The following is a 14,949-nucleotide window of genomic DNA, read 5'->3' on the forward strand; positions in this document are numbered from 1 at the left end:
TTTCGCCTTGTCGTCGTTTGCCGTCTGTCGTCTCTATGTCGATTCGTCTTTTTTCGAGGAGCCTATGCTCACAGCAGGGAGATGCCGCCGTCCACGAAGATGACCTGCCCCTGCACATAGTCGGATGCCGATGAGGAGAGGTAGAGGATCGTGCCGTTGAGCTCGCCCGGCAGCGCGGGACGCTGCGCCGGCACTCGCTCCGAGTATTCCTTGAGACGCTGCTCGTTGGAGTACACGGCCTCGGTCATGCGGGACTTGTATGTGCCCGGCCCGATGGCGTTGACGGTGATGCCGTACTTCGCGTATCGTGCGGCCAACGTCTTGGTGAGCGCCACGATCGCCGCTTTGCTCGCCGGGTACGTGTCCTTGAGGAAGTACTTGCCGGTGTTGTAGACGGACACCGCAATCGAGGCGATGTTCACGACCTTGCCGTGCCCTTGTTCGCGGAACAGCGGCAGAATGTATTTCGACGTGTTCCTGATGCTGTTGACGTTCACCGCGAAGGTGTGGTTCCATTCGAGTTCGCCGAACTCCTCGACGCTATCGCTCGGGCAGAATCCCGCATTGTTGAGCACGATGTCGATGTGTCCGAAGTACTCGACGGCCTGCTCCACCGCGTGCTTGACGGACTGTTCGTTGGCCACGTCCGCCTGAATCGCAAGCGCCTTGTATCCTTTGCCGCGAAGCTCCTCCTCCAGCGCTTCCACGCGTTCCGGATAGATGTCGACCAGGGCGACTGCGGCGCCGGCCTCCACGTAGGCGCGTGCCGCGTCGCGTCCGATGCCCGACCCGGCACCGGTGACGAATGCCACCTTGCCGCTGATGTCGAAGAGTTGGTTCTGTGCCATGAGTGTGTTGTGTCCCCGTATGTGTTCGTATGAGTCGTTGGTGTCGTATGCATGTGATGTGCGGTGCGCCGCCGCGCACTACCGCGCGTCCCCTCGCGCGGCGCGCTCACGCCGAGGCCCTGCGCGGGTATGGCTCGCGCAGGGCCTTGCAGCGTACACGGCTGGATGTGGAGTCGGAATCGTCGCGCGGATTCCCCTCGTATGGTGTTCTCGCGACGCCGGCTCCTGCGCATGGGATGGGAACGGAAATAATCTCCTCCCGGCTCCCCTTTATGCCGGAAAGCCCGTCCCATGCTCGGAATTCGTCTGGTTTACCGCCCGCGGCCCGGAGGAATGGCTCCTCGGCCGCAGGCCATCACATTCGTGCGGTGCGACATGGTATGGCGGGTATGCCGATACGGTTCGTGCCTTTCATGGTGACCCCCTGTCCTCGATTCCGCCCGAACGTCCCCCGTCGGTCGGAATCCTTGTGGTTCCAACGCGTTTTCCGCGTGTACCTAGAAGGTACCATGCCGCAACGGGCGAAATCACGGCGTGGCTATACGGCCTCCTTATGGACTGCTATCCCCGCTATCCACCCCGTTTATGAACCGCTATCGGCGCCATCCGATGCCATGGCCCGGTGAAGCCATATGACGAGGCGGCGGCACTCTCCCCGTCCAACCGATACGGGCATGTGCCCGGTGTAAGGCAGCCGGAAGGCAAGAGACATCTTGCCCTCAACCCGTGTCGCCCCGTTTTTCGGGTTGGGTGGGAGGAATCGTCTTCCCCTCAACCCGTATCCGCCCGCTTTTCAGGTTGAGTGCGAGGTCGATTCGCCACGCAACGCCGTGAACGGCCGGATCACGGTTGAGTGGCGAAACCACCCGAACCTGCAATCCTTGGAAAATAGCGGTTTCGTATGAACACGACCTCCGCGGGCCACGCCACGGATCGAATCCACGTTCTCCCCCAACCCGCAAACCCGCCTCCACAAGGTTGAGGGAAAGCCCAATCCTCGCACCCAACCGGGAACAAGCCTTCAAACGGATTGCGTGCGAATCCGAATGACCATGACCGATCATCCGACCACTCTCCATCCTGGAGGCGAGCTTCATCACTCATCGAAATCAAATCCGGCATGACGGCCCGCCCCGATTTCTTCAAACACCTTGCAACCGTCGGCGAAGAACTCAACGTCCCGATCGACCGACGGACCGTCGTGTACCGGGGAACGGAGACGTTCTCCACGAAGAACGGACGCTACCTCACGGCCGACGCCTATCGTGGAGACCCTTCCACCAGTCTGTAGCATACGACTTCCCGCCAGCACCGGCTATCATCGGAACAAGAACCACGGCCAGGCAGGCCGCCCGCTCTCCCACGAACACGAATCGAGTCGCTTATGACGGAACTGAACCCGCAGTCGCTGGTCACCCTGTGGCAGATCGAACGCTACGGGTCGTTCTCGGCCACGGCGAAGGCACTCGGCTGGTCGCAGCCGGCGATCAGCCAGCAGATCAAGAAGCTGGAGACGCAGTGCGGCACGACGCTCGTGGAACGCACGTCGCACGGCGTGCGTCTGACGGCGACGGGCGCGATGCTCGCCCGTCACGGCGAGTCGATCGCGGAACGGCTCGAACACGCCTCGCGTGAACTGGAGGACTACCGCGAACGCCGCTACTCGCATCTGTCGCTGATCGCGCCGCCGTCGATCTGTTCGACGATCGCGGCGCGCGCCGTCGTCAAACTGGGCATGTTCACCGACGTGAAGCTGAGTCTCACGCAGATGGAGCCGCCGGAGGCGATCGTGCAGGTGGCGCGCGGCAAGGCGGACGCGGCGGCCGTGTTCCGCTACAGTTCCATCCCGTCGTTCCTCCCGTTGGGCGACGACCTCACGTTCCATCCGCTCGGCTCGGACCCGCTGCGTCTGCTCGTGCGCCGGTCGAGCGACGTGGCGCGCCGCTTCGAGGAGGACCACAAGCCGGTCTCGCTCGCGGCCGCGAAGGACGAATCATGGATCGCCGGCTGCCCGACCTGCCGCGCGAACCTCGTCAAACTCGCCTCGCGCGCCGGCTTCACGCCGGACGTCGTCCACGCGACGGACGACTACTGGGCGACGCAGAACCTCGTCGAAGTGGGCATGGGCGTCTCGCTCGTGCCGGAACTCGACACGCACATCAATCTGGGCGAGGATCTGGTCGCCTGCCCGATCGCCGACGACTACGCGACGCGCGAGGTGGGCGTGGTGACGCGCACCGGCGACCACCGCCCGGCGGTGGACGCGCTGGTGCGCGAGCTCACGCGCACGGCGGCCGCGTATCTGACCGCGCAGTGACGTCATGGTGATGCGGTGACGCCGCGGCGGGACGACGGCGATGCCGCGTCGCGCCCGCACGTTCGCCGCGATAAGCAAACGTGTGGGCGTCATCACGATTTCGTGGTGCGGCGGCGTTGAGCGGCATCGTCGCCGCGCGGACAATGGACGCCATGAGCATGAACGGCACCATCATCGACGACACCACAATCACCACGACCGCGCCGGCGTTCGACGCGGCCGCGATCGACGCGCTCACGGCGGACGATCTCGCGCGCATCGGCTCGGACAAGTGGACGCGGTTCCCCGGCGCGATCGGCGCGTTCATCGCGGAAATGGACTTCGGTCTTGCGCCGTGCATCGCACGCGCGATCGCCGACGCGGCGACGCGCGGCGCGACCGGCTACCTGTCGGACCCGCTGAAGCGCGAGGTGGCGCGCGCGTGCGCCGCATGGCAGCTGCGCTACGACTGGACCGTCGACCCGACGGTCATCCGCACCGTGCCGGACGTGATGGAGGCGTACGAGGTCTTCCTGAACGAGATCGTCGGCGAAGGACGGTCGATCGTCGTGCCGACGCCCGCGTACATGCCGTTCCTGAGCGTGCCGGGACTGTGCGGCGTCGACGTGATCGAGATCCCGATGCTGCGCTGCGGCGCGAACGACGGCGACGGCGCTGGATGGCTGTTCGACTTCGACGCGATCGAACGCGCGTTCGCTGGCGGATGCCGCGCGTTCGTGCTGTGCAACCCGCACAATCCGATCGGCAAGGTGCTGACGCGCGACGAGATGCTGCGGCTGTCCGAACTCGCCGACCGGTACGGCGTGCGCGTCTTCTCCGACGAGATCCACGCGCCGTTCGTCTACGAGGGCGCGCGGCACGTGCCGTTCGCCTCGATCAGCGAACGCACGGCGATGCAGGCGTTCACGGCGACGAGCGCGTCGAAGGCGTTCAATATCGCCGGCACGAAATGCGCGCAGGTGATCCTCACGAATCCGACGGACATGGCGATGTGGATCCGCGACGCGGAGATGTCCGAACACCAGACGGCCACGATCGGCGCGTATGCGGCGGTCGCCGCCTACGACGGCGGGTCGGCGTGGCTGGACGGCGTGCTCGATTACCTGAAGGGCAATTTCGACGTGGTCGACGGCGAGATGCGCGGACGGTTCGCGGCGGTGCGGTACGCACGCCCGCAGGGCACGTACATCGCGTGGCTCGACTTCTCGCCGCTCGGACTCGACGACCCGGCCGGGTATTTCCTGGAGCGCGCGCATGTGGCGCTCACCGACGGGCGCGAATGCGGCGAGGCCGGGCGCGGCTGCGTGCGGTTCAACGTCGCGATGCCGCGCCCGCTCCTCCACGAGGCGTTCGCCCGCATGGCCGCCGCACTCGAGGAGGACGGGCTGATCTGAGAAAACCGACGCGACGCACGTACTCGAGAAATCGCCTCCGCTGGCGGGGGCTCCCGGCATGGCCGGGTGGGGGTGGTTGCGCGTACGTTTCCACCGGACCACCCTCAGTCCGCTTCGCGGCCAGCTCCCGCCGGCGGGAGCGCAAACTAGGCGAGGACGCCGGCGGTGAGTTCGCCGAACACGTCGACGTCGGCGTGACGTCGGATGTACTGCTCGTAGGCGATGTCGAACGCCTGGCCGAGATCCTCGATCAGGTCGGCCGCGTCCTCGATGCCGATGGACAGGCGCACCAATTCGTCGGTGATGCCGACCTTGAGGCGCTCCTCGCGCGGCAGTTCGAAATGCGTCATGCGACACGGCAGCTCCGCGAGGCTTTCGACCGCGCCGAGCGAGACGGCCAGACGGAACACGTGCAGATTGTCGAGTACGTCGGCCGGGTCGACGCCGGGCACGACCTCGAAGCTCAGCACGCCGCCCGCGCCCTTCAGCCCCTTGGCGGCGAGCTCGCGCTCACGGCCGGGCAGCCCCGGATAGTTGACGGTCTTGACGAGCGGATGCGCGAGCAGGTATTGGGCGACGGCCTTCGCGTTCGCCTGCTGGCGGTCCATGCGCAGGGCGAGCGTCTGGATGCCGCGGCGCACCGCGTCGCATTCGGCGGGCGCGAGCACGCCGCCGAAACGGTTCTGCGCGAAGTAGATCTGCTGGCCGATCTTCTCGCCGAGCGTGACCACGAGGCCCGCGTTCACGTCGGAATGGCCGGCGAGATACTTGGTGGCCGAGTGGAGGACCACGTCGGCGCCCAGATCGAGCGGACGCTGCAGGTACGGGGTGACGAACGTGTTGTCGACGATGGCGATCGCGCCGTAGCGGTGCGCGATGTTCGCGATGGCGCGCACGTCGTTCACGTCGAGCAGCGGATTGGTGAGCACCTCGAAGTAGACGGCCTTCGCGGGCTGGATGCCTTGGGCGCGGTCGCCGGCGACGGCGGCCTCCAACGCGGCGGCGTCATGCGTATCGACCGCGTCGAACGCGAGGCCGCGGTCGGCGAAGTATTCATGGAACAGCGAGTAGGTGCCGCCGTAGATGTTCTTGCCGACGACGATGCGGTCGCCCGGCTTGAACACGCTCAGCACGGCGTGGATCGCGGCCAGGCCGGACGCGAACGCGAAACCGCGCGCGCCGTGTTCGAGCTGCGCGATCTGGTTCTCCAGGAACTCGCGGGTGGGGTTGCCGCTGCGCGCGTAATCGTAGCGGGGCATGGACCCGACCTTCTCGAAGGCATATGTCGTGGAGTTGTAGATCGGCGGGTTCACGGCGCCGGTGGCGTTGTCGCCGACCGGAAGGCCGTGGACGAGCTGAGTGTTGAACCTGGTCATTGCGCACCCCCTATCGTGTTCGCGTGGCATTGCGCGGGGCCGTTCCCCGCACGGCTGCTACCGAGCATAACCAACGTTTTCGCGTGACCCGACGGCGTTGCTATACGGCTTCCTTATGGGGTGTTATCGTCAGGTCGGCTCCGCGCGCCCCGCTCCTCACCTCATACGCCCGGGGCGTCGGCGATGAGATGGGAGCCGTCGATCCTGCCGTCGAACGCGTCCGCCCCCGCCGGCGGGGGCTCCCGGCGCAGCCGGGTGGGGGTGATCCCGATGCGAATTGCGCCCCGGCGACCACCACCCTCAGCCCCGCTTCGCGGGCCGGCTCCCGCCGGCGGGAGCGGGGCGAGGCTGCCACCGGCCTACACTGGGAGGCATGAAGATCACGAAGTCTTTGACGCGTCTGAACAGCGCCGGCTCGGGTGCCGGCACCTCACCCACCTCCCCCGTGTTCGTGCTGCTGCACGGATGGGGTTCCAACGAATACGATCTGCCCGACCTGCTGCACTACTGCGGCGCGGGTTCCGCCGACTACGCGAGCCTGAGGGCCCCGATCCCCTACGGCATGGGCGGCACCTGGTTCGGCGACTGGGCGCACGAGGGCGTGCCGGAAGGCGAATCCCTGACCCGTCAGGCGAAGGAGGCGGCGCAGGCGATCGACGACTGGGTGCGCGCGAACATCCCCGACGACCGCACGGTCGTCACGATGGGCTTCTCACAGGGCGGCCTGCTCGCCGCGCACATGCTGCGCTTCGACCCGTCGCGCTACGCGGCGGCCGTCAGCTTCTCCGGCTGGCTCGCCCCCGGCGACCTGCCCGGCGACGCGACGCTCGCGGCCGCGGACGTGAGGCCGCCGGTCTTCTACGGCCACGGTGCGGCCGACGACATCTTCCCCAAGTCCGACGTGGCCGCGATGAGCGCGTTCTGGCGCACGCACGGCACGCTCGACGAGCACGTCTACCCGGGCATGGCGCATTCCATCAACATGGACGAGCTACGCGACGTGCAGCGCTTCCTTGAACGCCACGGGTTCGTGCGGCCGCAGATCTGGTGAGGATGCGGTAGAACATCCCGTCGGACTACCCCTCAGTCCGCTTCGCGGCCAGCTCGTCTGACAAGGGGTCTACAGGGAAGTCGCGTAGTCGACGTGGGCGAATTCGGGGACTTTGTACCACTTGACCGGGTAGCCGGCGCCGTGCGCGCAGAACACCGAATCGGGCGTGTTCTCCAAATCGGATTCCGGATCGTACGCAATCTCCTCGATCACGCGCGCCGTATCATGGCACGGCTTGTATCCGCCGAACGTGGCGGAGAACCGTCCGCGGCCGTGCGTGTACGCGTTCACGTCCATCGCGTAGTCGCGCATCTCGCTCACCGGCGCCTCGCCTTCGACGACCGCATAGTCGCCGTCGTCCGCGGGCGCTTCGAACGTGCCGGACATGCGCTGCACGTCGGCCATCGCGCGCCCGATCATGTCGGACGGCACTTCGAGCCGGAACCGGTACCACGGTTCCAGCAGCACGCAGTTGCCCGGGTCGGCGGCGACGGTTTTCACCATCGCGACGACGTCGCGGTCGCCGGTGCCGCCGCCTGAACCGCCGGTGCCGCGGGTCTTGCCGTTCCCGCCGTCGGCACCGTCCGTCTCGTCCTCCTCCGGCGGCTCGTACGCGGGTCGCGTCGTGTCCTCGCCGATTGCCGGGCGGCCGGTCACGCCGGCGCGCGCCTCCATCAGTCCCTGTCGGATCGCACGGTAGGTGGCCTGCCGGAAGTCGCCGCCTTCCGTGTGCTTCAGATGCGCGCGGGCGGCGACGAGCGTCATCTTGACGTCCGCGAGCGGCGAGCCGGTAAGCACCCCCAGATGCTCGCGCTCGGTCAGATGCGTGAGGATGAGCCGCTGCCAGTTGCGGTCGAGCTCGTTGACGCTCAACGCGGACGCCACCGTGACGCCGCTGCCCGGCTCCCCCGGTTCGATGAGGATGTGAGCCTCCGCGTAGTGGCGCAGCGGCTCGAAATGGCCGACGCCTTCGATGGGCTTGGCGATGGTCTCGCGGTAGAGGATCGATCCGGGGCCGAACGCCACGTCGAGCCCGAACCGGTCGTGCAGGGTCTGCTGGATGATCTCCAGCTGCACGGCGCCCATCAACTGCACGTGGAGCTCCTGCAGGCGCTCCACCCAGACGACGTGGAGCAGCGGATCCTCGTCCTCGAGCTCGCGCAGCGCGGCGATCACCTTGTGCAGGGTGAGGTCGTCGAAGCGCGGCGTAGCGGCACCAGCGGCGTTCCCCTCCTCGTCCACATCGCCCGTGCTGTCCGTCACGCTCGCGGCGTCCGGCGGCAGGACCGTATAGGTGAGGACCGGCTGCATTTCGGGGCTGCCCGCATCCGGTTCCGCGCCGAGTCCCGCGCCGGGGAACGTGCGTTCGAGGCCGGTGACCGCGCACACCGCGCCGGCGGGCAGTTCGGTGGCGATCTCGAAGCGGGCGCCGTTGTAGACGCGCACCTGATCGATCTTCTCGGGAGTGGACTCGGCCGCATCACCGGTGCCGCCGCCGAGTGTGACCATCGACTTGGCCTTCAGCGTGCCTCCGGTCACGCGCAGCCAGGTGAGCCGGTTGTGCTTGTCGTCATGCGAGATCTTGAACACGCGCGCGCCGAACGCGTCCGGCCATGCGGTCTCGCGCGTGTACACGTCGAGCGAATCGAGGAATTCCCTCACGCCGTCGAGCTTCAACGCGGAGCCGAAGCTCACGGGGAACAGCTCGCGGTTCGCGATCATCGTGCGCAGCGTGCCGACGGTCAGCGTGCCGGTGTCGAGGTATTCGTCCATCGCGGATTCGTCGAGCGTGGCGATGTCCTCGGCGGCGTCGCCGAGGTCGACGGGAGTGGTGTCGGGAATGTTCTCGCCGGCGGGATGCTCGCCGTCCGCGCCGAGCGACGGCAGCGGCAACGGGTACACCGCGTCGCCGAGCCGGCGGCGCAGGTCGGCGAGCGCCGCGTCGCGGTCGAATCCCGCCGCGTCGCATTTGTTGACGAAGACGAACGTGGGCACCCGGTAGCGGGCGAGGAGCCGCCAGAGGGTTTCGGTGTGGCCTTGTACGCCGTCGGTGCCGGAGACGACGAGGATCGCGTAGTCGAGGGCGCGCAGCACGCGTTCGGTTTCGGCGGCGAAGTCGACGTGACCGGGGGTGTCGAGCAGGGTGAGTTTCAGGTCGCCGTAGTCGACGAGCGCCTGATGCGCGGAGATGGTGATGCCGCGCGCTTTTTCGAGGCTGTCGGTGTCGAGGAAGGCGTCGCCGTGGTCGACGCGGCCGAGTCTGCGGATTTCGCCGGTGCGGTAGAGCAACGCTTCGGAGAGTGTGGTCTTGCCGGCGTCCACATGCGCCACGATTCCCGCCACGATCCGTTTCATTGCCCGCCTTTCGCTTCGGCCGTCTCCGTTTGCGCGTCGTCTGCCGGTGCCGGCAGCGCGACATTCCAACTATAGGAGGTGCCGCCGCATCATATCGCCGGGTTCGCCGCCCGGCCAGTACCGTCCACACCCGATGCCGGTTCGGATAATCCGGATTATACGGATAACGCGTGTGGTTAAGGACGAATGGACATGGTCGAGGAACCAACGTGCATGGTTTCACCGCGAACGTGCATGGTTTCACCACGAACGTGCATGGTTTCACCGCGAACATGTACGGTTTCGACATGAAGGTGTAGTCCAGTGAAGGCAACCTGCATGGTGTGGGTCTGAAGAACGGCGTCCGCGCATCCGCAGGCGGAAGATGGATTGGCGGAATTCCGGGCTTCTGCACGGGCGATTATCCTTCCGCCACGGCGTTCTTCAGCACCACACCCCACACGTTCGCCCCGGCGGCCTGCACAAGGGCTCCTGAACCATGCACAAAGCTCCCGAAACCATACACGTTGTCTCCCGAACCATACATGTTCGCCTCACGACCAGCCTCGCCCCACGACCAGCCCCACGGCCGGCCCCACGACCATGCACGTTCGCCGCACCGACAACCCGGGAAAGGGAGTATATCGGCATGAGCGGCGCTGCGTCTCACACGGTTTTCCCAGATGATTCGCATCTGTCGTTGAACATCGCGCGGTTATATGGGTTCAGGCCATTCAAGGCCGCATAACTGAAACCCTTCTTCTTCTCTCTCAAAGCCCGGCGTTCCCCGCCGGGCTTTTCTTCTGTGGCGGCGGACCTCGCCGCCACCGACGCCCATACCCCGATTCCACAAGAGGCGCGCGGCGCCGGCCTCCGCGACACGCGGCGCCGGCAGGAACCGGTACAGGTGTTCCGTGTCCCGGTGGCTCGTCTACCATGGAGTGCGCATGACGGGCCGTCGGATGGCCCGCGACCGCGCAGGCGTGCGTGATGGCGTGAACGGCCTGACCGGCACATGACCGATGCGTGTGACCAGTGCATATGACGTGATGAATATGACCTTGTGAGTAAGGAGCAGCCGTGACCGTTTCCGGCACCACCGTTTTCGACCAGCAGTCCGATCTCGAGGCGGCCGCCGCGGATTCCTCCCGTGTGGCGGGCTTCCCGTCCGATTATGTGACGCTCGATCTGGAGACGACCGGGTTCTACCCGAACAGCTGCGCGATTACGGAGATCGGCGCGGTGCGCGTGCGCGACCGTCGCATCGTGGACCGTTTCCAGCGTCTGGTGAACCCGCTGCGTCCGATCCCCGCGGCGGTGGTGAAGCTCACCGGCATTACCGATGACATGGTCGCGGGCCTCGACCCGATCGACCAGGTGCTGCCCGAGTTCGTCGCCTGGCTCGCGCAGGGCGACGAGGGCGCGGAGCACGCCGAGAACGCGAACGACGAGGGCAACGCGTCCGGCGGCGTTTCCGGCGTGGCCGTAGCCGAGCCGCTGATCGGCCACAACATCCGCTTCGACCTGAGCTTCCTCGACTGGAACACGCGCAAGGTGCTGGACGGCCCGTTCTCCTGCGTGGATTTCGACACGATGCAGATCAGCCGCACGCTGTTCGCGCGTGAGCGCCATCATCGTCTGCTCGATCTGATCCAGCGGTTCGGCATCGCCGAGAACGAGGAGCACCGCGCCCTGAGCGATGCGATCCAGACGCAGCAGTGCTTCGAGTGGATGCACAAGTACGTGGACCGTCATGCGGGTCACGGCGATTTCGGTGCGGTCGATTGGAAGACGGTGCCGACGAAGAACAACGACGCGATCCTCAACCGCCAGATCGTCCTCCTGTAGCGGGCGCCCGTTCCCCGTCCACAACCTGCTCCCGCCGGCGGGAGCTGGCTCGCGCAGCGAGACTGAGGGTGGTTCCGGAACCACGGGCGGCTTGGAACCACGGGCGGTTCCAAGCCGAGGGCCGCCCACACACACAATGATTCACCTATTGTTCATCCGCCGCGCCGGCCCGCCTCCCGTCGGCGCGGCGGAACCGTGGGATAGTGGAAGCACGCACGAAGTCGGTGCGGCAACGACGAGACGACGAAGGAGCGTGTCTCATGGGATGGGGAGCAGGCAAGTCGATCACGGTGGCGTTCACGCAGCAGCCGAAGGAGGTGTTCGACGCACTGGCGCAGATCAGCCAGTCGCTGAAGGGCTTCAAACCGGGCGCGGCCGATCCGAACACGTGGACGGTCACATACGTCAAGGGCATCAGCCTCACCTCGTGGGGCGAGAAGGCGTGGGCTCAGGTGACGCAGGGACCGGACGGCCGCACGTGGGTCACGGTCACGTCGAAGCTGAATTTCGGGCTCGTCGACTACGGCAAGAACTCGAAGAACGTGAACGCGATCGTCGAGGCTGCGTCCGCGCGTCTCGGCCAGGCCGACGTCGTCAAGCCGCTCGCGGGCGTCTGACGATCCGCCGGCGGCGCACCGACTAGGCTTGGCCCTATGAGTGAAACATCTGCAACCGCCGCCGGCGCGCTCAAGTCCGGCATCGACCCGGCGTCGTTCTCCGGCGTCGTCAAGCCTTCCGACGATCTGTTCCGTTACGTGAACGGCCCGTGGATCGACACGTATCGTCTGCCCGACGACCGTTCCCGCTACGGTTCGTTCGACAAGCTCGCCGAGGACGCGGAGAACCAGATCCGCGACATCCTCGAGGACGAGGACGCGGCCGGCGTCGGCACGACCGATGCGCCCGACGCGAACGCGGATGGCGCCGACGTGGCGGCCATCGCCGCGCCGTCCGCGAAGTCGCGCGCCCTGTACCGTTCGTTCCTCGACACGGATGCGATCGAGGCGGCCGGCATTGCGCCGATCAAGCCGGCGCTCGACGCAATCGATTCCGCGGCGGACAAGCCCGCGTTGACCCGCGTGCTGGGTTCGTTGAATCCGGAGGGCGGCGCCGACCTGTTCGGTCTGGCGATCTACGGCGATCCGGGCGATCCGGAGTTCAACATCGCGCACCTCGAGCAGGCCGGCATCATGCTGCCGGATGAGGCGTATTATCGCGAGGATCATTACGCGCCGGTGCGCGAGGCGTACGTGCGCATGGTCGCCACGCAGCTCGTGAACGCCGGCTACGCGCCGGCCGCCGAGGACAATCCGAACGTCGACGACGAACTGCCGCGCCGCGCCGACGACGCCGAAGGCGAGTCGGACGGCGACGGCGAGACGCCGCTGCCGACGCCGGGCGAGGAGGCGCTCGCCCTGGCGCGTCGCTTCCTGGACGTGGAGACGCGGATCGCGGCGAACCATTGGGACAATGTGGCGACGCGCGATTCGGTGAAGACCTACAATCCGACGGAATACGCCGATCTGGCCGCCACGTTGCGGCATTTCGACCTGGACGCGTGGATCGGCGCGTGGCAGCGCGCGTATGACGCGACGCCGGCCGCGACCGTGCAGCCGCTCGACTTCCGTGCCGTGTTCGACCGTGTGATCGTGCACGAGCCGAGCTTCCTGACGGGTCTTGACGCGTTCTGGGATGCGGCGGATCTGGATGATCTGAAGCTGTGGGCGCGCGTCCACACGATCGTCGGCACCGCCTCGTATCTCGCGGGCGTGTTCGACAGGACGAACTTCGACTTCTTCGGCAAGGTGCTGTCCGGGCAGAAGAAGCAGCGCGTGCGTTGGAAGCGCGGCGTGAGCCTGGTCAACGGCATCTGCGGCGAGGATGTGGGCCGCGAGTATGTGAAGCGTCACTTCCCGGAGAGCTCGAAGCGGCGCATGGAGCAGCTGGTCGCGAACCTGATCGACGCGTACCGCGTGTCGATCACGAATTCGGATTGGCTGGGCGAGGAGACCAAGGCGAAGGCGTTGGAGAAACTCTCCAAGTTCACGCCGAAGATCGGCTACACGAACCATTGGCGTGATTATGCGGCGCTGGACGTGCACGCGGACGCGACGCTCGCCGACAACATGAAGGCCGCGGCGCTGTACGAGACCGGATACCAGCTGGCGAAGGTCGGCAAGCCGGTCGACAAGGACGAGTGGCTGATGAACCCGCAGACGGTGAACGCCTACTACGAGCCGACGATGAACGTGATTGTGTTCCCGGCGGCGATCCTGCAGCCCCCGTTCTTCGACCCGGAGGCGGAGGATGCGGCCAACTACGGCGGCATCGGCGCGGTGATCGGGCATGAGATCGGCCACGGCTTCGACGATCAGGGCGCGCAGTACGACGGCGACGGCAAGCTCAACGACTGGTGGACCGCGGAGGACAAGGCGAACTTCGAGAAGCGCACGAAGGCGCTGATCGCGCAGTACGACGCGTTCGTGCCGAAGCAGCTCGCGGAGAAGTACGCGGACGAGCCGGACAAGGCCCCGCACGTGAACGGCGCGTTGACGATCGGCGAGAACATCGGCGATCTGGGCGGCGTGAACATCGCGCTGAAGGCGTACGCGTTCGCACTCGACAAGGCCGCCGGATGTCCCGAAGACGGTTCGGCTTCGGCGATCGAGGCGTCGCTCGCGACCGCGCCGGAGCTCGACGGCTTCACCGGCCTGCAGCGCTTCTTCCTGAGCTACGCCTCGATCTGGCGCACCAAGAACCGCGACGAGCTCGCCGAGCAGTACCTGCAGATCGACCCCCACTCCCCCGCCGAGTGCCGCACCAACGGCATCGTGCGCAACGTGGACCTGTTCTACAAGGCCTTCGACGTGAAGCCGGGCGACGCCATGTATCTCTCTCCGGAGTCGCGCGTAAGGATCTGGTGAGGGCTTGAAGACGGTCGGGGTGTGGCATTCGCCATGAACGCCACACCCCGCGGCCCATTCGTTCCGATCCGGCGTTCCAAAGCCGCTACTGCTCGGATACGAGCGGCTGTTCGGGAACCAGCGGTTGGATGTTCTCCACCGTGGAGGGGTCGAAGGTGAAGATCTCATAGTCGCGCTGGAGATTCATCCAGAATTCGGCGGAGGTGTTGAGCGCCTTGCCGAGCCGATGGGCCATCGCCACGCTGATGCCGCGCTTGCCCTTGATAATCTCCCCCACCGCGGTTTCGGAGACGCCGATCGCCTTGGCGAGCCGATAGTTGCTGATGCCCAGCGGCTCCATGAACTCCTCCTTGAGGATCTCGCCTGGAGTGGCGTATCGGCTGTAGTCAACCGTGGTAGTCGTCGAAGTAGACATCATAGGCCTCCTTTTCATCACCGTCCCATTTGAAGACGAGACGGTACTGTCGGTTCACTCGGATGCTCCAGTAGCCTTTGAGATTCCCCGTCAACCGTTCCAGATGGTTGCTCGGTGGACTCCGCAATGCCTGCAGGGAGTCTGCCGCCTTGAGCATCTGCAATCGTCTGGTCAACTGGTTTTCACATTCGATGGGATACCCTTTCGGGTATTCGCCGCCGAACAGGAAATCCTTCAGTTTCTTGTCTCGAGTCTGTATGTACATACTATCGCCACCCGTTAGTATTGTCAAACGTTAGTATCGCTGAGCGTTAGTAGTATGGGCGGCGACGTCACGGCGAAGCGATGCCGCCGCCCACGGGATAGGCGATCACATCGCCGGGGTGTCGAAATCGTCGGGCTCATCCGGCTCATCAGGCTCGCGCATCTCGCCGGTGGCCGG

11 protein-coding genes are annotated in these 14,949 nt (G+C 66.1%); 6 read left to right on the top strand and 5 right to left on the bottom strand.

Translation table 11 applies throughout. The features are described 5' to 3' along the window. Window positions 1–68: 68 nt before the first annotated feature. Window positions 69–848, bottom strand: a complete 780-nt coding sequence (locus Uis4E_RS02880; protein ID WP_101621768.1) for an SDR family NAD(P)-dependent oxidoreductase — start codon at window positions 846–848, stop codon at window positions 69–71. 1,384 nt (window positions 849–2,232) lie between these two features. Here Uis4E_RS02880 and Uis4E_RS02890 point away from each other — a divergent pair. Then, on the top strand, window positions 2,233–3,165 hold the full coding sequence (locus Uis4E_RS02890; RefSeq protein WP_101621769.1) for a LysR family transcriptional regulator: 933 nt from the start codon (window positions 2,233–2,235) through the stop codon (window positions 3,163–3,165). 152 nt (window positions 3,166–3,317) lie between these two features. Next, the gene (locus tag Uis4E_RS02895; RefSeq protein ID WP_101621770.1) at window positions 3,318–4,559 is read left to right on the top strand and encodes a MalY/PatB family protein; all 1,242 of its coding nucleotides are present in this window, start codon (window positions 3,318–3,320) and stop codon (window positions 4,557–4,559) included. A 146-nt stretch (window positions 4,560–4,705) separates the two neighbouring features. Here the strand turns inward: Uis4E_RS02895 and Uis4E_RS02900 are convergent, their stop codons facing one another. After that, on the bottom strand, window positions 4,706–5,935 hold the full coding sequence (locus Uis4E_RS02900) for a trans-sulfuration enzyme family protein (RefSeq protein WP_101621771.1): 1,230 nt from the start codon (window positions 5,933–5,935) through the stop codon (window positions 4,706–4,708). A gap of 373 nt (window positions 5,936–6,308) precedes the next feature. On the opposite strand from Uis4E_RS02900, the gene Uis4E_RS02905 reads away from it, so the two are divergent. Next, window positions 6,309–6,986 carry an alpha/beta hydrolase gene (locus Uis4E_RS02905; protein ID WP_101621772.1) on the top strand — a complete coding sequence of 226 codons (678 nt, stop codon included), beginning with the start codon at window positions 6,309–6,311 and terminating at the stop codon, window positions 6,984–6,986. Between the two features lie 69 nt (window positions 6,987–7,055). On the opposite strand, the gene Uis4E_RS02910 is transcribed toward Uis4E_RS02905, so the two are convergent. Next, window positions 7,056–9,341: an elongation factor G gene (locus Uis4E_RS02910; protein ID WP_101621773.1), complete on the bottom strand. Its 2,286-nt coding sequence runs from the start codon at window positions 9,339–9,341 to the stop codon at window positions 7,056–7,058. A 1,059-nt stretch (window positions 9,342–10,400) separates the two neighbouring features. On the opposite strand from Uis4E_RS02910, the gene Uis4E_RS02915 reads away from it, so the two are divergent. The 3 genes from Uis4E_RS02915 (at window position 10,401) to Uis4E_RS02925 (ending at window position 14,092) form a co-directional block, all read left to right on the top strand. Next, window positions 10,401–11,168 carry a 3'-5' exonuclease gene (locus Uis4E_RS02915; protein ID WP_101621774.1) on the top strand — a complete coding sequence of 256 codons (768 nt, stop codon included), beginning with the start codon at window positions 10,401–10,403 and terminating at the stop codon, window positions 11,166–11,168. Between the two features lie 260 nt (window positions 11,169–11,428). Then, on the top strand, window positions 11,429–11,785 hold the full coding sequence (locus Uis4E_RS02920) for a hypothetical protein (RefSeq protein WP_101621775.1): 357 nt from the start codon (window positions 11,429–11,431) through the stop codon (window positions 11,783–11,785). A gap of 36 nt (window positions 11,786–11,821) precedes the next feature. After that, window positions 11,822–14,092 carry a M13 family metallopeptidase gene (locus tag Uis4E_RS02925; RefSeq protein ID WP_101621776.1) on the top strand — a complete coding sequence of 757 codons (2,271 nt, stop codon included), beginning with the start codon at window positions 11,822–11,824 and terminating at the stop codon, window positions 14,090–14,092. Window positions 14,093–14,177: 85 nt separating this feature from the next. Here the strand turns inward: Uis4E_RS02925 and Uis4E_RS02930 are convergent, their stop codons facing one another. Further along, complete coding sequence (locus Uis4E_RS02930; protein WP_101621777.1) at window positions 14,178–14,507, bottom strand: HigA family addiction module antitoxin; 330 nt, start codon at window positions 14,505–14,507, stop codon at window positions 14,178–14,180. Continuing rightward, a complete protein-coding gene (locus Uis4E_RS02935) occupies window positions 14,479–14,772 on the bottom strand; it encodes a type II toxin-antitoxin system RelE/ParE family toxin (RefSeq protein ID WP_243394291.1) in 294 nt (97 codons plus the stop codon). The genes Uis4E_RS02930 and Uis4E_RS02935 overlap by 29 nt, the downstream gene beginning before the upstream one ends. Window positions 14,773–14,949 lie beyond the last annotated feature (177 nt).

The organism is Bifidobacterium parmae (assembly GCF_002860365.1).
Classification (GTDB): domain Bacteria; phylum Actinomycetota; class Actinomycetes; order Actinomycetales; family Bifidobacteriaceae; genus Bifidobacterium; species Bifidobacterium parmae.

Excerpts from the sequence above, each read along its gene's own strand:
- Uis4E_RS02880 (WP_101621768.1), bottom strand. The coding sequence starts at position 848 with ATGGCACAGAACCAACTCTTCGACATCAGCGGCAAGGTGGCATTCGTC.
- Uis4E_RS02890 (WP_101621769.1), top strand. The coding sequence starts at position 2,233 with ATGACGGAACTGAACCCGCAGTCGCTGGTCACCCTGTGGCAGATCGAA.
- Uis4E_RS02895 (WP_101621770.1), top strand. The coding sequence starts at position 3,318 with ATGAGCATGAACGGCACCATCATCGACGACACCACAATCACCACGACC.
- Uis4E_RS02900 (WP_101621771.1), bottom strand. The coding sequence starts at position 5,935 with ATGACCAGGTTCAACACTCAGCTCGTCCACGGCCTTCCGGTCGGCGAC.
- Uis4E_RS02905 (WP_101621772.1), top strand. The coding sequence starts at position 6,309 with ATGAAGATCACGAAGTCTTTGACGCGTCTGAACAGCGCCGGCTCGGGT.
- Uis4E_RS02910 (WP_101621773.1), bottom strand. The coding sequence starts at position 9,341 with ATGAAACGGATCGTGGCGGGAATCGTGGCGCATGTGGACGCCGGCAAG.
- Uis4E_RS02920 (WP_101621775.1), top strand. The coding sequence starts at position 11,429 with ATGGGATGGGGAGCAGGCAAGTCGATCACGGTGGCGTTCACGCAGCAG.
- Uis4E_RS02925 (WP_101621776.1), top strand. The coding sequence starts at position 11,822 with ATGAGTGAAACATCTGCAACCGCCGCCGGCGCGCTCAAGTCCGGCATC.
- Uis4E_RS02930 (WP_101621777.1), bottom strand. The coding sequence starts at position 14,507 with ATGTCTACTTCGACGACTACCACGGTTGACTACAGCCGATACGCCACT.
- Uis4E_RS02935 (WP_243394291.1), bottom strand. The coding sequence starts at position 14,772 with ATGTACATACAGACTCGAGACAAGAAACTGAAGGATTTCCTGTTCGGC.